Origin of the sequence: Virgibacillus profundi (assembly GCF_002287375.1) — a bacterium.
Lineage (GTDB): Bacteria > Bacillota > Bacilli > Bacillales > Amphibacillaceae > Virgibacillus_K > Virgibacillus_K profundi.
This window is the reverse complement of the sequence record NZ_NPOA01000008.1, coordinates 101,057-123,099: the sequence shown is the minus strand read 5'-3', so window position 1 is coordinate 123,099 and position 22,043 is coordinate 101,057. Positions and strand designations below refer to the sequence as shown.

Annotated in this window: 22 protein-coding genes and 1 pseudogene; 16 read left to right on the top strand and 7 right to left on the bottom strand. The window is 38.5% G+C overall.

All coding sequences use genetic code 11. The annotated features are described in order from the left end of the window. Positions 1-31: 31 nt before the first annotated feature. Genes CIL05_RS12745 through CIL05_RS12730 form a run of 4 tightly spaced genes read left to right on the top strand, consistent with a single transcriptional unit; the run spans position 32 to position 4,534 of the window. Complete coding sequence (locus tag CIL05_RS12745; RefSeq protein ID WP_095655924.1) at positions 32-328, top strand: hypothetical protein; 297 nt, start codon at positions 32-34, stop codon at positions 326-328. Next, complete coding sequence (locus CIL05_RS12740; protein ID WP_095655923.1) at positions 328-3,198, top strand: phage tail tape measure protein; 2,871 nt, start codon at positions 328-330, stop codon at positions 3,196-3,198. Before CIL05_RS12745 ends, CIL05_RS12740 begins: the two co-directional genes overlap by 1 nt. A gap of 17 nt (positions 3,199-3,215) precedes the next feature. Then, the gene (locus CIL05_RS12735) at positions 3,216-3,959 is read left to right on the top strand and encodes a hypothetical protein (protein WP_095655922.1); all 744 of its coding nucleotides are present in this window, start codon (positions 3,216-3,218) and stop codon (positions 3,957-3,959) included. Continuing rightward, the gene (locus CIL05_RS12730) at positions 3,959-4,534 is read left to right on the top strand and encodes an Ntn hydrolase family protein (RefSeq protein WP_095655921.1); all 576 of its coding nucleotides are present in this window, start codon (positions 3,959-3,961) and stop codon (positions 4,532-4,534) included. Before CIL05_RS12735 ends, CIL05_RS12730 begins: the two co-directional genes overlap by 1 nt. A gap of 260 nt (positions 4,535-4,794) precedes the next feature. Here CIL05_RS12730 and CIL05_RS12725 read toward each other — a convergent pair whose 3' ends face one another. Then, on the bottom strand, positions 4,795-5,079 hold the full coding sequence (locus tag CIL05_RS12725) for a hypothetical protein (protein WP_095655920.1): 285 nt from the start codon (positions 5,077-5,079) through the stop codon (positions 4,795-4,797). 270 nt (positions 5,080-5,349) lie between these two features. On the opposite strand from CIL05_RS12725, the gene addB reads away from it, so the two are divergent. From addB to CIL05_RS12695, 7 genes are all read left to right on the top strand, one after another. Beyond that, the gene (gene addB / locus CIL05_RS12720) at positions 5,350-8,844 is read left to right on the top strand and encodes a helicase-exonuclease AddAB subunit AddB (protein ID WP_095655919.1); all 3,495 of its coding nucleotides are present in this window, start codon (positions 5,350-5,352) and stop codon (positions 8,842-8,844) included. Then, the gene (gene addA / locus CIL05_RS12715) at positions 8,837-12,568 is read left to right on the top strand and encodes a helicase-exonuclease AddAB subunit AddA (protein WP_095655918.1); all 3,732 of its coding nucleotides are present in this window, start codon (positions 8,837-8,839) and stop codon (positions 12,566-12,568) included. Before addB ends, addA begins: the two co-directional genes overlap by 8 nt. A 949-nt stretch (positions 12,569-13,517) precedes the next feature. Further along, on the top strand, positions 13,518-13,649 hold the full coding sequence (locus CIL05_RS22820) for a hypothetical protein (RefSeq protein ID WP_276245346.1): 132 nt from the start codon (positions 13,518-13,520) through the stop codon (positions 13,647-13,649). 13 nt (positions 13,650-13,662) lie between these two features. Next, positions 13,663-14,130 carry a cytochrome c oxidase subunit II gene (locus CIL05_RS12710; RefSeq protein WP_095655917.1) on the top strand — a complete coding sequence of 156 codons (468 nt, stop codon included), beginning with the start codon at positions 13,663-13,665 and terminating at the stop codon, positions 14,128-14,130. Positions 14,131-14,148: 18 nt separating this feature from the next. Further along, positions 14,149-15,831, top strand: coding sequence for a cbb3-type cytochrome c oxidase subunit I (locus CIL05_RS12705; protein WP_095655916.1), 1,683 nt, complete (start codon positions 14,149-14,151; stop codon positions 15,829-15,831). A gap of 96 nt (positions 15,832-15,927) precedes the next feature. After that, the gene (locus CIL05_RS12700; protein WP_095655915.1) at positions 15,928-16,596 is read left to right on the top strand and encodes an SCO family protein; all 669 of its coding nucleotides are present in this window, start codon (positions 15,928-15,930) and stop codon (positions 16,594-16,596) included. 3 nt (positions 16,597-16,599) lie between these two features. Continuing rightward, a complete protein-coding gene (locus tag CIL05_RS12695; protein ID WP_206207783.1) occupies positions 16,600-17,157 on the top strand; it encodes a hypothetical protein in 558 nt (185 codons plus the stop codon). Between the two features lie 44 nt (positions 17,158-17,201). Here the strand turns inward: CIL05_RS12695 and CIL05_RS12690 are convergent, their stop codons facing one another. The 6 genes from CIL05_RS12690 to CIL05_RS12665 form a co-directional block, all read right to left on the bottom strand. Continuing rightward, positions 17,202-17,420 carry a spore germination protein gene (locus tag CIL05_RS12690; protein ID WP_095655913.1) on the bottom strand — a complete coding sequence of 73 codons (219 nt, stop codon included), beginning with the start codon at positions 17,418-17,420 and terminating at the stop codon, positions 17,202-17,204. A gap of 65 nt (positions 17,421-17,485) precedes the next feature. Beyond that, positions 17,486-17,854: a spore germination protein GerPE gene (locus CIL05_RS12685; protein ID WP_095655912.1), complete on the bottom strand. Its 369-nt coding sequence runs from the start codon at positions 17,852-17,854 to the stop codon at positions 17,486-17,488. 16 nt (positions 17,855-17,870) lie between these two features. Beyond that, complete coding sequence (locus CIL05_RS12680; protein WP_095655911.1) at positions 17,871-18,044, bottom strand: spore germination protein GerPD; 174 nt, start codon at positions 18,042-18,044, stop codon at positions 17,871-17,873. Then, on the bottom strand, positions 18,044-18,625 hold the full coding sequence (gene gerPC, locus CIL05_RS12675; protein WP_095655910.1) for a spore germination protein GerPC: 582 nt from the start codon (positions 18,623-18,625) through the stop codon (positions 18,044-18,046). The genes CIL05_RS12680 and gerPC overlap by 1 nt, the downstream gene beginning before the upstream one ends. Before the next feature lie 71 nt (positions 18,626-18,696). Next, positions 18,697-18,906, bottom strand: coding sequence for a spore germination protein GerPB (locus CIL05_RS12670; protein ID WP_095655909.1), 210 nt, complete (start codon positions 18,904-18,906; stop codon positions 18,697-18,699). A gap of 17 nt (positions 18,907-18,923) precedes the next feature. Then, the gene (locus tag CIL05_RS12665; protein WP_095655908.1) at positions 18,924-19,136 is read right to left on the bottom strand and encodes a spore germination protein; all 213 of its coding nucleotides are present in this window, start codon (positions 19,134-19,136) and stop codon (positions 18,924-18,926) included. 123 nt (positions 19,137-19,259) lie between these two features. Between CIL05_RS12665 and CIL05_RS12660 the strand changes: the two genes are divergently transcribed. From CIL05_RS12660 to CIL05_RS12645, 5 genes and pseudogenes are all read left to right on the top strand, one after another. Continuing rightward, on the top strand, positions 19,260-20,441 hold the full coding sequence (locus tag CIL05_RS12660; RefSeq protein WP_095655907.1) for a DUF418 domain-containing protein: 1,182 nt from the start codon (positions 19,260-19,262) through the stop codon (positions 20,439-20,441). 208 nt (positions 20,442-20,649) lie between these two features. Continuing rightward, complete coding sequence (locus CIL05_RS12655) at positions 20,650-21,351, top strand: GNAT family N-acetyltransferase (protein WP_095655906.1); 702 nt, start codon at positions 20,650-20,652, stop codon at positions 21,349-21,351. Between the two features lie 121 nt (positions 21,352-21,472). Next, positions 21,473-21,634, top strand: coding sequence for a hypothetical protein (locus tag CIL05_RS22260; protein ID WP_165769120.1), 162 nt, complete (start codon positions 21,473-21,475; stop codon positions 21,632-21,634). Beyond that, the gene (locus CIL05_RS12650) at positions 21,618-21,863 is read left to right on the top strand and encodes a GNAT family N-acetyltransferase (protein ID WP_240510186.1); all 246 of its coding nucleotides are present in this window, start codon (positions 21,618-21,620) and stop codon (positions 21,861-21,863) included. Before CIL05_RS22260 ends, CIL05_RS12650 begins: the two co-directional genes overlap by 17 nt. A gap of 47 nt (positions 21,864-21,910) precedes the next feature. Beyond that, a pseudogene (locus CIL05_RS12645) lies at positions 21,911-22,030 on the top strand (DinB family protein); the annotation flags it as partial. Between the last annotated feature and the right edge of the window lie 13 nt (positions 22,031-22,043).

Sequence of the window (22,043 nt, the reverse complement as noted above, 5' to 3'; positions counted from 1 at the left end):
GCCTTTTTTAATTTAAGGAGGTAGTTAAAAAATGAGCGTGAATGAAAAAACTCGAGAAGAAATCATGGAAGAAATAACACAACAGGAAATAGACGATAAGGCTTTTATTACTGGAACAATGGCAGCTATCGCTGAAATGTTCGTTGAAGGTATACTACCAGATAAGGAAAATTACAAAAAACTAGATAAAGCCATAAAACTCATGGATGAATACGGAATGACGAATGAAGAACTAGGAATCTACATTGAGCATATGGATCCAGCTATCACGAATAAGGTTAAACAGCTTGCTAGGTTAGTGTTTCGAAACAAGGGTGTGAAAGTATAATGGCAGATGTCGGGGAAATTAGGGCTAAATTAACGCTCAAAAATGATGAATTCAAACGAAAGATGGACGAATCCCGAAAACAGATGGAGAAAACCGGCTTCTCGGCAAAACAAATGGGTGAAGATTTCGACGCTGTGCAAAAAGGATCTGCAGTTATGGGAGCTGCTATTGTAGCTGGACTAGGCGCGAGTGTGAAAGTTTCAGCTGACTTTGAATCAAGTATGAAACGTGTACAAGCAGTTAGTAATGCGTCAGAGGAGGATATGAAAAGACTTGAGGCCGCCGCACGTGAGGCCGGTTCGACAACTGTGTTTTCGGCCTCAGAAAGTGCGGCAGCTTTACAGTATATGGCTATGGCAGGCTTTGATGTAGAACAACAAATAACTGCCCTTCCTGCAATTTTAAACACAGCTGCAGCTGCACAAATTGACCTTGGAACCAGTTCAGATATTGTTACAAATATCATGTCAGGGTTTGGTATTGCTGCAGAAGATGTTGAGGGTGCAGTAGATGTACTCGTAAAAACATCAAATACAGCGAATACAGATATACCAAAACTCGGAGAAGCAATGAAGATTATAGGCCCGGTCGCTTCAAGTTTAGGTTTATCACTGGAAAGCACTTCTGCGGCGATTGGGGAGCTCGGAAACGTCGGAATAAGCTCAAGTTCTGCGGGTACGGCACTCAGAGCTATGTTACTTAGCCTGGCAAATCCAACAGGACAAACAACAAAAGCCATGGAAGAATTAAATATTGAAATAAACGACTCAGAAGGAAATATGAAACCATTACCTGAATTAATGGGGCATGTTTCTGACAAAATGGACGGTATGACAGATGCACAGAAGACACAGGCTGCGGCTCAGTTGGTGGGGACTGAAGCTACATCAGGTTTCCTTGCTTTACTCAATGTTGGGGAGGAAGGTCTTCAGGATTATACTACAGAATTAGAAAACTCTGCAGGAACAGCTGAACGAGTAGCAGATATACAAAACGATTCATTGATTGGATCCTTTAAAGAATTCCAATCTGTAGTCGAAGAAGCCGGAATTAAATTAGGGAATGAGTTTCTCCCATTGTTTACTGATATTGTAGAAAAAGGTACAGACGTAGTAAAGGCAATCTCTGAAGTGGACGCATCTACATTGAAAGCAGGGGTAACGTTTGTTGGAACAGCTTCAGGAATAGCACTAGCAGCTTCTACGATTGGAAAACTAGTTCTTTCCTTTCGTGGGTTAATGCTTGCACTAGGCCCTGCGGGATGGGCCATTGTGGGCGTTTCTGCTTTAACTGGACTTGTAGCAGGGCTTAACGTAAAAATGGCTGCAAACAGAGAAGTAAACCTTGAAAACGCTGACGCTTTAATGGATCAAGCGGATTCCCTGGAAGCAAACGTAGAGCGATTTGAAGAACTGGAAACAAAGAGCAGATTAACAAAAGATGAATTTGGAAAACTGCTGGATATTCAAAAAAGACTGGAAAATGAAACGGATCCAGAAAAGATAAAGGATTTGGAGAAAGCATATGAAGAGTTAGCTGGTAAGAGCGGTCTAAGTAAAAAAGAAATCAATGAACTAATTGAAGCGAATGACAATATTATTGAACAAGCCCCTCAAGTGGAAAAGACATTTTCAGAAAAAGGAAACGCTATTGTTGACTCTACTGATGCAGTTCACGACTATATAAATGCTTTACATGATATGGCTTTAATTGAACTGGAAGCAGAGCGAGTTATTGCGCTCGAAAATGAAGCAAAGGCACGTCAAGACATAGCAGACGCTCAAAAAGACTTAGCACGACTAGAGGATGAAATAAACTTTGCGATTGAGAATAGAAGCTTAACTACTGAAGAAATTGACGCTCGGGTTAAAGAAATTAACAATAAATTTAGTGAAGGTATTCTCACTTCAGAGGAACAGTGGGATCTGGACAGGGAAAGAGCAACTTTACTGTCTATACAGCGTGGTACTATTTCAGATACGCTTGATGATCTACGTAATCAAGTTGAAGAAGCCCGTAATAAAAAGGAATTGGGTGAAGAAGAATTAGAACAACTTAATATCGTAAATGAACGAATTGCCGAAGTGTTACTAAAACAGGGAGGATTAACCTATGAAAAAGGACAGGGCCTTGAAATTATAAAGGAAGAAGCAGAGCGACTTGTAGAAGAGAAAAGGCAGCTCGAGGAAAACTACGGTGCTGCACACAAAAATACAGAAGAGTATCGACAGGCGAAACAGGCAATTGAAGATAAGATAGAAAGCTTGGGCGGTGTCTACAGCGAAATTGAAGATATTACTGGTAATACGGAAGTATTTAACAGTGAACTAGGTAGAGAAATTGAGAAATTATTTTCAGTACATGGTTATGATTTAGGTGATGCTCGTGATTTGAATAGGGAACTTGCTAGGTCTGTTCATAAACAAATTTCATTAAGTTACAATCGGACAGGTGCGGGGGCTGTAAGAAATCATGGTCTTTTACGACATCAAGGTGGACTTGTAGGCGTAGAATCCCTGCAAGATAAAATGCCTAAGCTGCATAATGGCGGCCTTGCTTCACAGCTAGAAAATATGCCTATGCATAATGAAATAGACGTAAGACTCTTAAGAAATGAAATGGTATTAACTGAAGGACAGCAAGCTAACTTAATGCGGATGATTGATATGGGACAAAGTAGCTCAAACAATAGTAACCTTGATAAAAATGATCGAGTAGCTGCATTATTATCCGAACTGATTAGTATTACAAGAGAAGGAAGCCATACAGAAATAAGTATGGATGGGCGGTTAGTTGGCGCGCTAGTAGAACCCCATGTATCTGAAAAACAGGCACGAAATTTGCATCGGGCTATGAGGATGCCGAGATAAAGAAAGGAAGTTTATAAATGGGAGCAACATTGTTAACTATTGAAGAAGAATTGGCTATTAAGAAAAGGATGCGAAAGTTTCGTGGGTATTCCAAAGCTACTGCAGGTGGGGGGTCAATTGTAAAATCTACAGGCGGTGGTGGTGGAACTGTAAAAAGTACAAGTAGCGGTGGAGCTTCTACCCAAACATCAAGCAGCGGTGGGGGTACCAGTAAATCAACGGAAAGTGGGGGTAGCACGACAGTCACAAGTACAACGAAGATATTCCCTAAAGAAGTGCTTCAAATATCTTCTGGACCTTCCAGTGATTCTCAGTCAGAACATACCCACCTTGTCAACATATCGGGTGACGGAAGGTTTGATCATGCGCATAGTGTTAGTGTCCCAGCACATAGCCATTCGTTTAATGTGCCTAATCATGTGCACTCTGTCTCTATACCAGCACATACACACGACATTGATCTCCCAAACCATACGCATGAAATTGAACTACCTAATCACGTGCACGAAATAATTCATGGGATCTTTTTATTAGAAGACAAACCAACGGATGTAGAAATCAGAGTAGACGGGAATTTAGTTAATTTCTCAGGGACAAATGGCGATAGGATTAATTTGATTGATTACATTGAAAAAGATTCGAATGGAAAAATCACCAGAGGAAAACATGAAGTAACATTGCTACCAAATGAAAGAGGACGAATTGAAGCACAGTTAATAACACGTTTATTTATTAGATCACATATAGGAGGTAATTATTGATGTCACTGGTTATGTCAGTAGTAATGAATCACGTAGCGGTAATCAGTGGTGACCTGCGGGCGGTCAATGCGAATAATACCTGCCAGAAAATGGGTGGTGTTAAAAAGATATATAAGCATAACAAAAAGGTAGTATATGGACTAACAGGTGACTTGTCCGAAATGGTAATCTTAGAGGAACACATAAATCAATCTGCAAACGCTCATGCTAATGCACAGGGTATAGCGAAGTTAATACGTAAGTTTTTACAAAGTAGGTTACTGTTCAAACCAGCCTTACAATTACGAGCGCATATAGTAGGTGTAGGTGAGAATGGTAAGATAAGTATGATTGAGTTGATGCATGACGATAAGTTTGCGCCGCACGTAACGATACCAGGGGAACAACAGGCAAACTGGTCGGTTATGTATTCAAATGAGCCTGCGGAACCTATATTGGCAGAACAATTTCAGAATTTATCAGAATACACAGTACAGAGCCTAACTGACATGTTGCAGTCCGTAAACGTAAGTGTAGCAAAAGTTGACGACTTTGTAAGCACTGAGTGTGAAACCCTAACAGTATTAAAAACATAAATGTTACGCTAAACAGGAAACACAAAATCCTGCAGGGGATCCACTCAATACAATAAAGTACAAGTTACCAGGTGAATTTCTAACCAGGTAATAGAATTGGAAATGCATTAGGAAACGCTTCAAGAACAAAAGAAACCCTCACTATTCGAGGGTTTCTTAATGTGTTTGTATGCTAAATACGCAAAACGCTTGTACAAGGCTTGAAATGCGTTTTAGAAGTATGCTTGTTTTTGGCGTACTTTACATAAACTTTTAACTTTTTATAAAGAATCGAATCCTTTTTGATAAGCTTCAATCGTTTCAGCTGCATGTTTTATACTTGGGGTAACCCGAGCATAGGATCCAATTAATTTACCTTTGTTTTTTAAAATATTTTCATAACTCATCGGCACAACCTTTGTTCCTAGTTTACTTGGTTTACTAAATTCATAATTAACTGCTATACCATCCTCATGAAGCAGCTTGATCTTTCCATTATCGTGGAATAAATAAATATCCTCATCTACAATTAAAATATATCCTTGCAATTCGTTTGTCTTTGTCATTTTGCATTTCTCCTTTTTGTAATTGATTTTAAGCAGCGTCTTGTCCACGATTTTAATTTAAAAAGTCCCCCCAATACCCCCCGACAAATAGTGAGGTTTAAATACATTATTCTACAAAGCAGTGAAAATCCATAAAATGCCTTAACCCTTGATACAATGCTATTTACAGGGTATTAAATAATGCTAATTAATATACATTTAGCTTATCTCTGGTAAAATAAAGAGATAAAAGCTTTATTTTTTTGCAAAGACATGAATGGAGGTTGGACAATGGGGCTCCGGTTTTTATTGGGAAGAGCAGGAACAGGGAAAAGTGGCAGATCACTTGATGAAATAAAAGAAAAATTGGTAGAAAACCCACTGGGTCCGCCGATATTTTATATTGTTCCGGACCAAATGACGTTTCAGCAGGAACATGCATTATTTAGTGATGAAGATATAAATGGGAGTATTCGGGGCCAGGTCGTTAGTTTTTCACGTCTTGCCTGGCGTGTGCTGCAAGAGACAGGTGGAAGCACGAGACAATTTATTAGTTCGGTTGGAATTCAGATGATGCTTCGAAAAATAATTGATGAAAAACATGGAGAATGGCGTGTTTTTCAAAAAGCAATGGAGAAGCAGGGATTTCTGAACCAGTTGGAGGGGATGATTACAGAGTTTAAACGGTATCAGATCACTCCGGAAGTACTCCAGATGCAAATAGATCAAATAAATGACTATGTACATAAAGAACCTGGCGAAGAGGCATTGGCTGCGAAGTTGGATGATCTGTTTTATGTTTATGAAAAACTAATCCATGCTTTACAGGATAAGTATATTGATAGTGAAGATCAACTACAGTTGCTGGCAAATAAAATTAATGAATCCACATTGCTTGATGATGCGGAAATTTACTTTGATGGTTTCCATCGGTTTACCCCACAGGAACTTGTTGTAGTGGAAGCATTGATGAAGAAATGCAAATGTGTAACCATCACATTAACAGTCGATAATCCTGATGACAATGTTTCGGAGCTGGATCTATTCCATCAAACGATTGAAACCTATCATACTCTAAAGCAAATTGCTTATGAAAACCAAATAGCTATAAATGAAACAGTGGTTTTAGATCCCGCTAATGGAAGATTTAAAGATCGATCTTATTTTGCACACTTGGAACAAAACTTTGATGTGAGGCCAGCTTCAAATTACGAGGGTGAGGTACCGATACAAATTGCCGAGGCCGTTCATCCACGTGCGGAAGTGGAAGGTGCGGCACAGGAAATTATCCGTCTCGTCCGGGAAGAGGATTACCGGTATCAGGATATGGCTGTTTTTATCAGGCAGACAGAGACCTATCATGATCTGATTGATACAATTTTCAATGATTATGATATTCCTGTATTTATTGATGAAAAACGGACAATGCTCAACCATTCATTGATCGAGTTTATTCGTTCTGTTCTGGATATTGTAGAAGGAAACTGGCGCTATGATGCTATTTTCCGTGTGTTAAAAACAGGGTTTATTCCTGAATCAGATCCTGAATTTCCCTTAACCAATGATGCAATTGATGAATTGGAAAATTATGTACTTGAATACGGAGTTCGTTCAAGAAAACGGTGGACGTCCGATCAGGAATGGATATTTCAGCGATTCCGGGGTTTTGACAAGGCAACCCAAACTGATTTTGAGAGAGAAACACAAAAGCGAATTAATCGCTATAGAAAACAGGTAGTGCGGGCATTACAATCTTTTGATGAGCAGATAAGAGATGCTGCTACTGTCCGGGAACTATGTGAAATCACATATATGCTGCTGGAAAATATAGGTGTACCAAAAAGTCTGGAACAAACGCGGGAAGTGTATGATGAGCTTGGAGAAATAGAAAAAGGTCGGGAGCAGGAACAGGTATGGAATGCGGTAATCCAGTTATTTGATGAAATGGTGGAAATGGCCGGGGATGATAAAATGACCCTGACAACATTTCGTTCCGCCCTTGACGCTGGTTTCGAGACATTAAAATTTGCCCATGTGCCACCAAGTATGGATCACGTCATTGTTGGTACGATTGATCGTTCAAGAATCAGTGGAATTAAAAGTGCTTTTCTGCTTGGAGTTAATGAAGGGGTCTGGCCAATGAAGCCACCTGCAGAAGGTATGATTAATGAACAGGAAAGAGAATTATTGGCAGGTCATGGCCTCCAGTTAGCAGAAAGCAGCAAAAGGCAGCTGCTTGATGACTGGTTTTATATGTATATCGCTTTTACTGCGGCAAAGGATCGTCTCTGGATAAGCTATCCATTAAGTGATGAAGAGGGAAAGGCGAAGATGCCATCACAGATGATTAAACGAATAGAAGATTTATTCCCGGTTTGCTGTGATCACATTTTATTGCAGGATCCGGATGAACTGGTGGAGGCTGATCGTTTCATTACAACACCTGTAAAAACAAGATCGGCTTTAACCGCACAGCTGGCAAGGAATCGAAAAGGATATCCCATTAAACCTGTCTGGTGGCATGTGTTAAATTGGTATATGGAAAATCAGCCGAAATATAGTACAACCTATACGATTTTGCAAAGTTTGTATTACCAAAATAATCCAATCGATCTGTCGCAGGAAACGGTTGAAAAACTGTATCCAAAACAAGTGAAAGCAAGTGTCTCCAGACTCGAGTCCTATTATCGATGCTCCTATCAGCATTTTGCGAAATACAGCTTAGGGCTTGATGAACGAAAAACCTATAAATTGGATGCACCTGATATTGGACAGCTTTTCCATGAAGCTTTAAAAACAATTACAGAGTGGATTCAGGCAGATGGTAAAGATTTTGCGCAATTAAATAAAAAAGATACAGATGCCTATGCTGAAAAAGCTGTGGTCAACTTAGCTCCTATCCTGCAGCATCAAATATTGCACAGCTCAAATCGTTATAAATATATTCAGCAGAAGCTTCAGGAGGTAATAGCACGAGCTGCATTTGTGTTAAGTGAACAAGCACGGCAAAGTAACTTTACACCAGTTGGTCTGGAGCTTGGATTTGGAGAAAAAGAAACACTTCCACCTTTGACGCTGCCATTGCCAAATGGGTTTGAGCTAATGCTTAGAGGAAGAATAGACCGTGTTGATAAAGCATTGAATGAAGAGTCATTATTCTTAAGAATTATAGATTATAAATCAAGTGCCAAAGGTTTGAATCTCATTGAGGTTTATTACGGATTGGCATTGCAAATGCTCACATATCTGGATGTTGTTTTATCCCATTCCGAGCAATGGCTTGGCAAGAAAGCAACACCAGCCGGCGTCCTTTATTTCCATGTGCACAATCCAATGATTTCTGGTAAAAATAAAATGAATGATGAAGCTATTGAGAATGAAATTTTCAAAAAGTATAAAATGCAAGGACTGCTTTTATCAGATGAAGAGATTGTTAAGCTAATGGATACATCACTCGCTTCAGGTTCAAGCCAGATCGTACCTGCAGGTGTTAAAAAGAACGGTGGATTTTACAACTACTCAAAAATAGCTGATAATGAAACATTTACAAGTCTGCAGCAACATATTCATCAGCTGATGATGCAGGCTGGTGTAGATATGACAGCAGGAGGGGTGCATCTCAACCCATTCCAGCATAAGCAAAATGTTGCTTGTACATTCTGTTCATTTCGTTCTGTATGTCAATTTGAGCCGATATTGGAAGAAAATAATTACCGGAAACTTACCGATTTAAAAGATGATGATATTTTAGAGAGACTCCGAAAAGAGGAGGGATATAATGGTTAATTGGACGAGGGAACAAGAGGAAGCAATTTATACCGATGGCAGTGATGTGCTTGTTGCAGCAGCAGCAGGTTCAGGAAAAACAGCTGTACTAGTTGAACGGATTATTCAAAAGCTGCTGAAAAAAGATAATCCTGTTGATATTGATTCATTACTTGTCGTTACATTTACGAATGCAGCTGCACAGGAAATGCGAAACCGGGTAGGCTTGGCACTTGAAAAAGCACTTGCAGAGGACCCTGCTTCCATTCACTTGAAAAAACAGCTCTCTTTACTGCAGAGAGCTTCTATATCCACACTGCATTCCTTTTGTCTGGATGTAGTTAAACAATATGCCTATTTGCTGGATATTGATCCATCTTTTCGAATTGCCAATGATATGGAAGCAGATCTGATCAAGCAAGAGGTAATTGATGATTTATTTGAGGAATGGTATGGGACGGAAGGAGAAGCGCAGGAGAGATTCTTCGCAGTTGTCGATCGATTTTCCAGTGATCGAAGTGATGTGGAAGTCGAGGATCTTGTGCTTAAACTTTATACATTCGCCATGCAAAATCCATGGCCCGATCACTGGCTTGATCAGCTGGCTGAGACATACAATGTGCCCGAAGACTGGCAGGAATCACAGTTGGATTGGCTATCTATCATAAAAAGAGAAGTAGAAAGTCAATTTGAAGCGATCGAACAGGAAATGACCCTTGCGCAGGAGTTAACGAAGGAAAGTGATGGGCCTTATCAATATGCAGATACCATTGATACTGATTTTTTAATGCTGAGGGAAGCTCTTGCACATCTTCATTCCTGGGATGATTTACAAACATATCTGTCCGGAAGTGCATTTGTAAGACTTTCAGGCAAGAAAGCAGATTGTGATGAGACAAAAAAAGATAAAGTAAAAGCATTGCGTGAGAGCTATAAAAAACGCTGGGAAGGTATGAAGAAAGATTGGTTCAGTCGTAATTTAACCAGTCATGTTGATGATATGCGTGAGCTGGCACCTGTTATCAAGCAGTTAACAGAACTGGTAAAACAGTTTAAAGCCCGGTTTACAGAACAAAAGCGGGAAAAAGCAATTGTTGATTTCTCTGATCTGGAGCATTATTGTCTCAAGCTTTTAGTTGATGAAACTTCAACAATGGATCAGCCCATACCTTCAAAGGTTGCCAATCAGTTCAAGAAGCAGTTCAGTGAATTGTTAGTTGATGAATACCAGGATACCAACCTCGTTCAGGAAACCATTTTAACTTTAATCAGTGACCAAGCAGGGTCTGGTAATATGTTCATGGTTGGTGATGTGAAACAAAGTATTTATCGCTTTCGTCATGCAGAACCATCACTTTTTATTCAAAAATATAAACACTTTGCGAGTGAGGAAAATACAGCAAAACGAATTGACCTGGCAAGTAATTTTCGAAGCAGGGAGCATGTTTTAACAGGGGCTAACTATATTTTTAGACAAATCCTTGATGAGGAATTAGGCGAAATTAATTACGACGAGAATGCCGAGTTGATATATGGGAATAAAATGTATGATGATCTACCTTACACAACGCCATATCCGGAGCTGCTTATAATTGATAGGGAAGCACCGGAAGAAAAAGAAGATGCTACAACAGAAGAAGAGAATTATCAGGACTTGGAAAAAGCACAGCTGGAAGCAAGGGCCTATGCGAAAAAAATAAAAACCTGGATTGGCCGTAAGGATGTTTCTCCACTTAAGGTCGTTGATAAAGCAACACAAACGCAAAGGGATTTGCAATATCGTGATGTCGTTATTTTAATGCGATCCATGACATGGGCACCTACGATTGTGGATGAATTAAAAAAACAGGGAATTCCGGTCTATGCAGAGCTTTCAACCGGATATTTTGAAGCAATAGAAGTGAAAATCATGATCAGCCTACTGAAGGTTATTGATAATCCAAGACAGGATATTCCGCTTGCTTCTGTTTTACGTTCACCGATTGTTGGATTAAATGAGGATGATTTAGCATCTGTTCGTCTTGCAGGTAAAAATGAGTCATTTTATGATGCCATGAAGCTATTTAAAAAACAAAATACAAATAATGCAGCCAATCAAATAGCGAATTTCCTTGAACTGTTGGAGCAATTTCGCTTGGCTTCAAGACAGGGAGCTTTATCAGAATTAATCTGGGATATTTACAGGGAAACCGGCTATTATGATTTTGTAGGGGGCATGCCTGGTGGAAGGCAAAGGCAGGCAAATTTACGAGCATTATATGATCGTGCCAGGGGGTATGAAACAACATCATTTCGAGGGCTTTTCCGCTTTCTTCGTTTTATTGAACGAATGGAAGAGCGCGGTGATGACCTTGGTTCAGCCAGAGCATTAAGTGAACAGGAAGATGTTGTCCGGATTATGACGATTCATAAAAGTAAGGGGCTGGAGTTTCCTGCTGTGATTTTGGGTGCGATGGATAAGCAGTTTAATTTACAGGATTTAAAACAGAAATATTTGCTGCATAAGGACTTAGGGTTTGCGAGTAAATACATTGATCCTGTAAAGCGCATAAGCTACCCAACATTATTTTACCATGCCATTGGACAGGAAAAATTGCGTGAGCTTCTGGCGGAGGAAATGCGCGTATTATATGTTGCATTAACAAGGGCGAAAGAAAAACTCGTGATGGTCGGCAATGTTCCATCATTCGACAAGAAGCAGCAAAAGTGGCAAAAAATGATTGATCATTCCCAGTGGGTTTTGCCCGCACATTTTCGTATGGAATCCAAAACATATTTAGATTGGGTTGGACCAGCTCTAATCAGGCACCAGGAAAATAATGTGTTACGGACAGAAGAATTAACAGATGCTGTATTAAATGAAATTCGGATTGATCCTTCCAAATGGAGTGTTTCGATTATCCATGGCAGTGAATATGCGAATTTGGATGAATCAACAGCAGAAGCAGATATGGCGCTAAAAAGTAATATAGTGAACTGGAACCAAGTTGAAGTTCAGGATGAGCTGTTGGAAAAGGAAGTAAATGATCGCCTGTCCTATCAATATCCTTTTGAACAAGCTGCCAAATCCCGTGCCAAACAAACAGTTACTGAAATTAAAAGACAGCGGGAAATACAGGATGAATATAGCTCAGATCAGCTCATCCCGGCTTATCAAGCACCAATTGTAAAGCGTCCAAACTTCATGCAGAAAGAAAAAACAATTACGGCTGCTGAAAAAGGTACTGCGATGCATACAGTAATGCAGCATTTACCAATGAACAGACCTTTAAACAATGCTGAGGTTGCTGAGCATTTAGAAGCTATGATAGATAAAGAGGTAATAACAAGGGAAGAAGCAGAAATAATAGATAGGAATGCTATTGAACAGTTTTTCAAGACAGATATCGCCGCATATATGATGGAGGAGGTATCTTCACTGAACCGGGAAGTACCATTCAGCCTTTCTTTACCAGCAAGTGAGGTATATGCATCCTGGACAGGTGATACAGATGAAAGTGTCCTGATTCAGGGTGTAATTGATTGTATTATTCCGAAAGATGATGGCTGGATTATTCTGGATTATAAAACAGATGCGATTAATGAAGATGTTACTGATGAGGTTAAAGAGAAGATGATCAAAAGATATAAAACACAAATGGAGCTTTATCGATATGCAATAGAAACAATTTGGAAGCAACCTGTTAAAGAGACGTATTTATATTTCTTTACAAAGCAGCTAATCGTAGAAGTACCAAGTGAATAAAGACATGAGATCAACCTTTTATGACAAAGGGTTGATCTTTTTTTTGGCTTTTTTGTAAATTTTGTTGTTTGTTATTCTTTGTAGTGGATGTAAAAGTCGACATAACTTAGTGTGCTACCTCCCACTCTTTAGAGGATGAGTGCTAATTCAGCGCTACGGAAATACACTACGCTTTCCGTGGGCGGCTGGTGAGCCTCCGCTTGCTACGCATTCGGGGGTCTCACCTATGCCTTTCCTCCCACAGGAGTCTACGTGTATTTCCTCCGCTGGGATGGTGCTTTCACCTTCAAACAATTATTGTCCACTTTTGTGATGAATAGTTGGATCTGTAAGCAGTCGAATCTAGCACAGGAAAAAAACAGTCTGAAGCTATTCCCATAGAAAAAAATATTTGAACGCAACTTAGAGTAGCTTTCTTCCAGGGGAAAAAGCTCCATTGACTTTATGCGCTGGAATGGTGAAATTCTTTACTAGCGTAGGTAGAATACGAAGACTCCTGCGGGAACAGCACGTGTCTGAAGACCCCGCAGAGTGGGTTTCTCGAGGAGGCTGAAGCCGGGCCCGCGGAAAGCGAAGTATTCTGCCGAAGCGAGTTTTAGCACTCAATCAGCATTCGAATTAGTGAACACGTCACACAAAAGAATTTTCACTGTGTCGCACTTTATACCTTTGTTGCAAAAAAAATTTGGAGGGAGGAGTATCAGCAGTTCCAACCTCTTCGAAAAACAGCCTTTTTTATTTTACGATTAATAATCCAGCCACATATTTTAGGACTCTCCGAAACCATAATTTCCTCTTTTTATTGTCACATTTAGGTGAAGTTCATTGTTTTGTCATGAATTCACTTAATTCGTGATGGAAATCACACAACCATGTGATTTGAATCACTTAGAAAAGACCCCTTCAGAAATAAGATAGAAGTAAGAAATAAATAGGGAGGTAATTTCAGATGGAAGATAAAATCACTAATACAGATGAGCAATCACTAAAGGGTACCCTGTTTTCTTCATTAGTATTTGTTGGCGGTGGAATTGTCGCATTTATATTATTACTGTTTATCGTTTATATGACGAGAGTTTAAGGAGGGAAATAACATGAAAATGCATCGTGCTGAAGAGATTTGGCTTATTATTAGTGTCAGTGTTTTAGTTCTTTCCATGGTAGTTACAGGATACCAGACATTTGCACAGGGAATGGGACCACCTAGTAATATGGAAACAATCGATCCACAGAAGGTAGATGAACATGAACTATTTTCCGAACCTGGCGTTTATAAAACAGGTGAGAATCAATATGAGGTTGTTATGACATTGCAAATATTCTCGTTCACACCAGGTGATATCGAAATACCTGCAGGTGCTGAAGTTACATTCACAATGACATCAAAAGACGTTGTTCATGGATTCCAAATTGCCGGAACGAATGTGAATGCAATGGTAATGCCTGGACATATACAAAAAATAACAGAGACTTTCGATGAACCTGGCGAGTATTTGATTCTATGTAATGAATACTGTGGTGCTGGACACCAGGCGATGGCTACGACAATTACGGTTAAATAGGAAAGGAGGAAAATGAAAATGGAAACAGCAGTTTTAAAAGAAACATTTATGGATAAAACAAATAAAAAATTAGGTGTTAATCCGGAAGATGCACTTGTTTCAAAAGTATATTTATCTTTAGCATTTATCTTATTGTTAGTTGGCGGAACGTTAGGTTTACTTCAGGGTCTTAACCGTGCCGGACTTTTGCAGTTGCCTGTATGGTTAAACTATTATCAGATTTTAACAGCACATGGAATTTTACTTGTAGTTGCATTTACTACGCTGTTCATGACTGGCTATTTTTACGCAGGGGTTTCACACACACTTGGAGGATTGACTTCAAAGGCAAGGAAATTTGCCTGGAGCGCACTTGCTTCATTGCTAGTTGGAACTGTAATGATCATGACCACAGTAGTGATGGGTGAAGCGTCAGTAATGTACACATTTTATCCGCCAATGCAGGCTTCACCTTGGTTTTACATTGGTTTGGTATTCCTGGCTCTTGGAATATGGTTGGCAGGAACAGGGGTATTCGTAAACGCAGCGAGCTGGAAAAAAGCAAACCGCGGTCAGAAATTACCATTGTTCTCCTTTTTCGCAGTTGGAGGTTACCTCCTGCTGATACTGGGAAGCCTTGGTATAACTGCTGAAGTATTAATGCTCATCCCTTGGGCTTTTGGGTGGACAGAAACAGTTAACGTTATGCTTAGCCGGACACTCTTCTGGGCTTTCGGACATACAGCAGTTAACGTTTGGTATTTAGTAGCAGTATCTGCATGGTATGTTGCAATACCAAAAATTATTGGTGGGAAAACATTTAGTGACGTCTTAGCACGTGTAGTCGTTATTTTATCCGTAATATTAAACGTACCTGGTGGATTCCACCATCAAATTATTGACCCGGGAATCACACAAAGTGTTAAATTCATGCACGTATTCATGAGTTTATCAATTGCACTTCCATCACTATTAACAGCATTTGCAATGTTTGCGATATTTGAACGGGCTGGAAGGAAAAAAGGTGCGACAGGACTTCTGGGTTGGTTTAAAAAATTGCCTTGGAAGGATGTACGTTTCCTTGCACCAATGATTGCAATGATTACATTTATTCCAGCTGGAGCAGGTGGAATTGCACAAACGAATAACCAATTAAACCAAACTGTTCATAACTCTCTATGGGTAGTTGGTCACTTCCACTTAACTGTTGGGGTAACTGTTGCGCTGACATTCTTTGGAATCGCTTATTGGTTGATTCCATACTTAAGCAAACGTGTAATGACAGCAAGACTGAATAAATTAGGACTTATTCAAACATGGCTTTGGGCAATTGGAATGCTATTCATGTCAGGATCCATGCACTGGGTTGGACTTCTTGGTTCACCACGAAGAACATCTTTCTCAACATATGGAGACAATGCTACAGCATTAAGCTGGGATCCATACCTGATGTTCCTTGGAATTGGGGGAACACTCCTCTTCGCAGGTGTAGTATTAATGGTATATATCGTATTCCATCTAATGTTCAGGGCACCTAAAGGACATACAGAATTTCCTATAGCAGAAGAGGAAGAAAATGCTTCTCCGACACCGAAATGGACAGAACGTTGGGGCCTATGGATTGTACTGGCAATTGCAGTTATTTCAATGGGATATGTTATCCCGATCGTTGACATGATTGTAAATGCACCTCCGGGATCACCCGGATTCAAGACCTGGTAATCGATAAGTGATATAAGATAACTAATGGAATAGCCCTGCATATCGAGCTATTCCATTAGTTTTAGTGCTATAAAATTTATGTAGGAAGTGATCATTATGATCAAAAACAAACATAATAACCTTGCAATAATTATTGTTTTATTATTTGGAGTTGCTTTATTTTATGTGGGAACAGATGGCTTTCAGGCATATACGGCCGAGACAGCCAGGACTACTAAATTAATTGATGAAAAACCCTCGTTTCCTAAAGTAACACTGGAAGACAGTCAGGAGAGAATGTATCCTTTTTCGGAATTTGAGGGGAAATATGTAATGCTAACCTTTATTTATACCTCCTGTACAGATGTTTGTTTGCAATTGGAAGTAAATCTGGCGGAGGTGTATGATCAGATTCCGGAAGAATATATAGGGGAAGACATTGCATTTTTAAGTATTAGTTTTGATCCAACCAGGGATACCCCGGAAGTGTTGGATAAATACAGAAGCTATTTTGAAAGTGATGGGGAAACTTGGCGAATGGCAAGAATTCCCAACCAAGAGGAATTGGATTCACTTCTGGATGATTTTGGAGTAATTGTTATTCCGGATGGAGAAGGGAATTTCGTTCATAACTCTGCATTTTATTTAGTTGACAGAGAAGGTAATTTAGCAGATGTAATGGATTATACCAAAATTGATGAAGCAGCTGAGAAGGTTACATCAATTCTTGATGCTGAAGCGACCCAAAGGATTTCATCAATTCCTGATACTGAAACGGGGGAATAAATTATGAGACAGGCAATGTATGGATTGGTATTGTATGTTTTCTTAATGCTTCCACCTGTGGCTAACTTGGCAGAATCGGTTATGACAATTCATATGCATATGCAAATGCCCCTGTTTGTTATTGCTGGCATGTTGATGACCCCATTTTTGAAACAGCAATTTCCAAGGTTTTTTGCAAAGTGGAATAGTAATGGAGTACCAGGTATTATTTTGTTCATGATCGTAGTCATTTATTGGATGATTCCACGTACAATGGATGAGGCATTGACAATACAGGCGATAGAGATTTTTAAGTTTATTAGTTTACCATTTTTAGCTGGAGTACCTTTACGTGACAGCTGGAAGAAAATTAGATTAGTAGGTAAAAATATTATTTTTGTAACATTAAGTGTTATCTGTGGTTTTATGGCATGGTTATATATATTTTCACCGGAGCAATTATGTAATAATTACCTGATTGTAGAACAAATAACACTGGGATGGGCATTTTTATTCCTGGCATTAAGTATTATGATTTATTTTGTACAACAGTTTTTCGTTGACCGATCTGAATGTGAGTAAAGCATGAAGAAGAGATAGTCTGATAAAATAGACTACCTCTTTTTTTAAGCATTGGCAGTTACGTTCTGATCACTAACATCTGGATCAAATGGATTGGTGGAACTTACTCCATTATTTGTACAGATAAAATCCCCGGTATTTAATGATCCAGAACCAGTATTTGTTTTGGAAGTGCTTTTTGGTGAAAGGTAAAAGGAATCACCAAAATTTATGACCCCGCCACCAACACTGTTTATTTTAATCGGTCCAACGATGGATGGCATAAAAACACCTCAGAAAAATAATTTCATAGAATAGCATATGAAATAAAATCAAAAGTTGTGTATAGTTAGGACTGAAGCTTTCGAAAATGCTTGATTCTTGCATCGCCGGTAATATTGTTAATGCTTCCCACTTGAAATACAGATGAACTGCTCACACCAATTAAAGAAACATTCTGTACGTGAATGGATTCGGCGTGGTGGATTGTGTTTGTATGGACACTGTATTTCGGTTTAAGCCAATTTGCTTCTCTATTAAAGATGGGATAGTCACGGAAATGTAGATTATCCTCTTTGGTAAATGTTGCACCTTCCTGTTGTACGGCAATACCTCTGGATTTCTGTGTTGTTGTAACAGTGTCTCCAATTGTAAAAATAGAACTGTAGGATATGGAAATTGTACGTATATTAGATATTTCGGCGGTTCGTTTTTCCATACTGACATTCCTCCGGTTATGGTGCTAATGGTACAATATTTCCAATAGTGAATGCTTCCGGTGGGGTATCAAAAAAAGAGGAAAGATTCATTTCTTCATTATCCCCGATCAGGAAAACTGACGAAGCAGCAACATTATCGACTTGAACATTTTCAACGTTTAATCCCCAGTTGTGTACCTCTATATTCATTATTCTTCTCCTTTTCCTTCATTTGTTTGGATATAATTTAATAAGGACTGATAAATTTCCTTTTTAATTTGATCACTTATATAAAGCTTGAAATCCTGTTCATTTGTTAATTTATTGTTACGCATTGCTTCCTGTTCATAAAAGGCAATGCGGCTTGGAAGCTGTTTTTCAATATCCTGAATCATTACAGACTGAAAATCTTCATCAATCGTATAATTATATGATTTGGATAGATCACGAATTATAGAAGGCCCATTATCATGCAGGTAACTGCTTAATTCAGAATTTAATGTCTGTTTTAGTGGTGGTGGGTTTTGTGGTACTTGATTTTGATGAACACCAAAGTCTTCAATATTGGCTAAATCATTGGGGGATAAACCGATTTGAAGGGTTCCATCAAGACGCTCAATTTTCAGTTGATCAAAGTTATATTCGATTTTTTCTATCGTATTTGTGCTTTTTTCCTGAAATGCTTTTTCCAGGCTGTGCAGTCTTTTTTCCAGTGCTTCTATCATTTTTTCCTGTTTTGTCATGTAATGGTGCAACTCGTAAATATAATTGGTCCAGTCATTACCATTCATAAAATAATCCCCCTTCACTGTTTTATAGACGGATGCCTATAAACAGATTATGCAAAGGATATTGAGATGTGCTATTGCACCGGAGGAGATAATGGTATGATGGGGGTAACACTTCCGATTGGCTCAGCAGGGGCAGCAGGTCCTGTATATCCACCTGTGTTGTATATGTCAGATTGTGCCTGGATACTTCCCGTGCTTCCGATCTGGAGGACAGATGAATTGGTAATAGAGCCAACTTTTATCATATAAATACTGATTGATTGATGGATGGTTAAATTCAATGTAATTCACTCCGATACTAACTAATAGGCTGATCGATTTTATCAGAATCATAAACCTTCGTGATGGAATTGTTTAGATGAATACGGATTCCGTCTCCCGTGTTAAATGAGCCACCACCAGCGAATGTTTTTGCATTGCTTTCAGGGCACATGGAATACACGTCTCCAATATTGAAAATACTTGATGCAGATATATTGATTACTTTAACAGCACCCACTTTGGCTGGCATTGGAAAATCCTCCTTCCTGTTAGTTTATGTAAATACATATAATTGTTGAGAATTTTTAAGGATGTTCTCTGTTTTTCTGGGTTAGAGAAATTTGACATTGGTATTAGATGAAAGGATTTTAACATGAAGAATATTGTTTCCCCAATAAAAGGAAAGAACAGATTAATATGGATAGATGCTGCACGCGGATTTGCTATTTTTGGAATTTTCATCGTTAACATTGGGGCATTTTCTGCTCCATATTTTATGTACGGCGGTGCAGATGATGCCTGGAATTCTGCTGCCAGCCAATACACACAGGCTATTATAGATATCTTTTTCCAAGCAAGCTTTTATACACTTTTTTCGTTGTTATTTGGCTTCGGATTTCAGATCGTGAAGGAGCGGCTGATTGAGCGTGGCGTGGAAGTCTACGGCTTTTTAAGCAAAAGACTTCTGATATTAATTTGCTTTGGTATGATCCATGCATTTTTAATTTGGCATGGAGATATTTTATTATCATACGGCTTAATTGGTTTATTGTTATTATTATTTTTGCAGGCTAAAGAAAAAACGCTCCTGCTCTGGGGGATCATTTTACTGGGCACAAGTGTTGGTATTATCTCTCTAATGTTATATATGGTTCGGGACTATTTACATTTATATGATGCAGATGCAATTAAGCAGGCTTTCAATAATTATCAAAACAGTAATCTGATGAATATATGGACACAAAATTATCATGACTGGGTGTATGGTAATGGCGGAATGAGCTACTTATTATTAGGGACAACCTTATTGCCATTATTTTTGTTTGGCATGTATTTAGCCAAAAAACGCCTGCTTCATGAACCAATGAAACATAAATCTATATTGATCACATGGTGGTTTATTTCTTTACTGTTTTTTATTATTTTAAAAGCAGGACCACACTTTTTGGGAAATCCATTATGGTTTTCATACATTCAGGATAATATTGGCGGAACTGCTTCCGCATTGTTTTATATTTTCTCAATTACATTACTCACTCAAACGGAAATAGGGAAAAAGTTAATCACACCATTTATTTTTGTAGGGCGAATGGCTTTAACGAATTATATCATGCAATCTGTCATTAGTTTTTTATTATTTTATGGAGTCGGGCTTGGTTTGTATGGTTCAATCAAGCCACTCACTGGAGTTATCATTGTGATTATCGTATTCAACTTGCAGGCTCTGTTTAGTAAATGGTGGTTTTCCCACTACTTATTTGGCCCTTTGGAATGGATATGGAGAAGTTTAACCTATAATAAAAAACAACCATTTCGACAGAGAAGGGATGGATAAGATGGATCAGAATTGGAAGGAAAAATGGGTGGGGGAATCAGCTCGAAAGTTGAAATGTCCGCCCGTGGGAAATTTTATTGTTTTTTTAAAAAAAGGGTTAGGAATATTATGTTAATATTAAATGGAAGGCATCATTAAAGACCAGATGATTTATTATTTTTAACAAGTTATGCCGTAATAAAATAATGTAATGAAATGTGGTGATTAAATGAATCAGAGAGTAAACAAATACAACCAGCCAATTGGTGAGGAGTTGCCCGGTTGGCAGAAAAGAAAAATCCCTTCCAATATGTATTATGTCGGAAAATATACCATTGTCACTAGATTATCTCGTACACATACCAAAGAGCTCTATAACGCCTATAAAAATTCTCACCCTAGTAATTGGACCTACTTACCCGACGAACCACCTCATAACTATGAAGTATTTGAACAGACATTACTAGAAAAAATAGAAAGCAGCACACACATCTATTATGCTGTGTTAAATAAAGAGACAAACAAACCACTTGGGATCTTTAGTTTAATGAGGATAGATCAGGCAAATGGGGTGATCGAAGTAGGAAATATTAATTTTTCGGATGCAATAAAAAGAACAAGAATGTCTACCGAAGCACACTATTTATTAGCCATGTACGTATTCGAAGAACTCCAATACCGGCGCTATGAATGGAAATGTGATTCCCTTAATGCTCCCTCCATTCAAACGGCAAAACGTTTAGGATTTAAGTATGAAGGCACCTTCAGAAATGCCGTTATCTATAAAAATCGCTCACGAAACACCAGCTGGTTTTCAATGCTAATAGAAGAATGGCCTCTACATAAACAAGCATTAACTCAATGGTTGACAGAGGAGAACTTTGATGACAAAGGAGTTCAAGTTCAAAGATTAGAAGCATTTAAGCAATAAGAACAAAATTGCTTGCTTATTTATTAAAGCAAACGGGCGCTTTTCTCAATAGGCTGTTCATCTATTTGTTGAAAAACTTAATAATTATCCCCCTTATGTATTCAACAGGGAGGCGTGGAAAATGAAACTCGGATATATTATCAGGAGAATAATGCTTAGCTTAATGGCATTGGCTGGATTTTTATTAGCTACAGTCTATAATTATCCTGTTTACGGAAGTATTTTGTTGGTGATTACTCTGATTGCCTTATTTATAGTTCACCATTTTGAAAAAAAGAAGTAATATAGATAATTATTGTAAAGAATTACACTTAAACTATTTGGTGGAAGTAATTCAAAAGGCCGGAGATTTAGGAGTAATTGAGCAAATTTATTTAACAGTTGTTACAACGAACGCATCAGCTAAACGATTGTGCTCATCATTTGGTTTTAAAGTATTTGGAACTGAAAAAAATGCTTTGAAATATAATGATACATATTTTGATGAATACCATATGGTTTTATTTCTTTAAGTATTTTTTTATATTGGTGAATACCAGAATAGTAGAATAGAAAAACATTGTCACATGTTCAAGATGTTATATTAGATCAGTTCTTAGCAAATGCCAATGACCCTAGCTGGTATTTTCCATTTACAGAAGCAGTTCAAAATCTATCAGAGGAAGAAGCATTGAAGAAAAATCTCAGCTCAT

Coding starts and splice junctions, on each gene's coding strand:
- CIL05_RS12685 (WP_095655912.1), bottom strand. CDS start 17,854: ATGGAAAAACGAACCGCCGAAATATCTAATATACGTACAATTTCCATA.
- CIL05_RS22820 (WP_276245346.1), top strand. CDS start 13,518: ATGGAAGATAAAATCACTAATACAGATGAGCAATCACTAAAGGGTACC.
- CIL05_RS12680 (WP_095655911.1), bottom strand. CDS start 18,044: ATGAATATAGAGGTACACAACTGGGGATTAAACGTTGAAAATGTTCAA.
- CIL05_RS12700 (WP_095655915.1), top strand. CDS start 15,928: ATGATCAAAAACAAACATAATAACCTTGCAATAATTATTGTTTTATTA.
- CIL05_RS12735 (WP_095655922.1), top strand. CDS start 3,216: ATGGGAGCAACATTGTTAACTATTGAAGAAGAATTGGCTATTAAGAAA.
- CIL05_RS12695 (WP_206207783.1), top strand. CDS start 16,600: ATGAGACAGGCAATGTATGGATTGGTATTGTATGTTTTCTTAATGCTT.
- CIL05_RS12705 (WP_095655916.1), top strand. CDS start 14,149: ATGGAAACAGCAGTTTTAAAAGAAACATTTATGGATAAAACAAATAAA.
- CIL05_RS22260 (WP_165769120.1), top strand. CDS start 21,473: ATGAAACTCGGATATATTATCAGGAGAATAATGCTTAGCTTAATGGCA.
- CIL05_RS12660 (WP_095655907.1), top strand. CDS start 19,260: ATGAAGAATATTGTTTCCCCAATAAAAGGAAAGAACAGATTAATATGG.
- CIL05_RS12690 (WP_095655913.1), bottom strand. CDS start 17,420: ATGCCATCCATCGTTGGACCGATTAAAATAAACAGTGTTGGTGGCGGG.
- CIL05_RS12740 (WP_095655923.1), top strand. CDS start 328: ATGGCAGATGTCGGGGAAATTAGGGCTAAATTAACGCTCAAAAATGAT.
- CIL05_RS12730 (WP_095655921.1), top strand. CDS start 3,959: ATGTCACTGGTTATGTCAGTAGTAATGAATCACGTAGCGGTAATCAGT.
- CIL05_RS12655 (WP_095655906.1), top strand. CDS start 20,650: ATGAATCAGAGAGTAAACAAATACAACCAGCCAATTGGTGAGGAGTTG.
- gerPC (WP_095655910.1), bottom strand. CDS start 18,625: ATGAATGGTAATGACTGGACCAATTATATTTACGAGTTGCACCATTAC.
- addA (WP_095655918.1), top strand. CDS start 8,837: ATGGTTAATTGGACGAGGGAACAAGAGGAAGCAATTTATACCGATGGC.
- CIL05_RS12710 (WP_095655917.1), top strand. CDS start 13,663: ATGAAAATGCATCGTGCTGAAGAGATTTGGCTTATTATTAGTGTCAGT.
- addB (WP_095655919.1), top strand. CDS start 5,350: ATGGGGCTCCGGTTTTTATTGGGAAGAGCAGGAACAGGGAAAAGTGGC.
- CIL05_RS12745 (WP_095655924.1), top strand. CDS start 32: ATGAGCGTGAATGAAAAAACTCGAGAAGAAATCATGGAAGAAATAACA.
- CIL05_RS12725 (WP_095655920.1), bottom strand. CDS start 5,079: ATGACAAAGACAAACGAATTGCAAGGATATATTTTAATTGTAGATGAG.
- CIL05_RS12665 (WP_095655908.1), bottom strand. CDS start 19,136: ATGCCAGCCAAAGTGGGTGCTGTTAAAGTAATCAATATATCTGCATCA.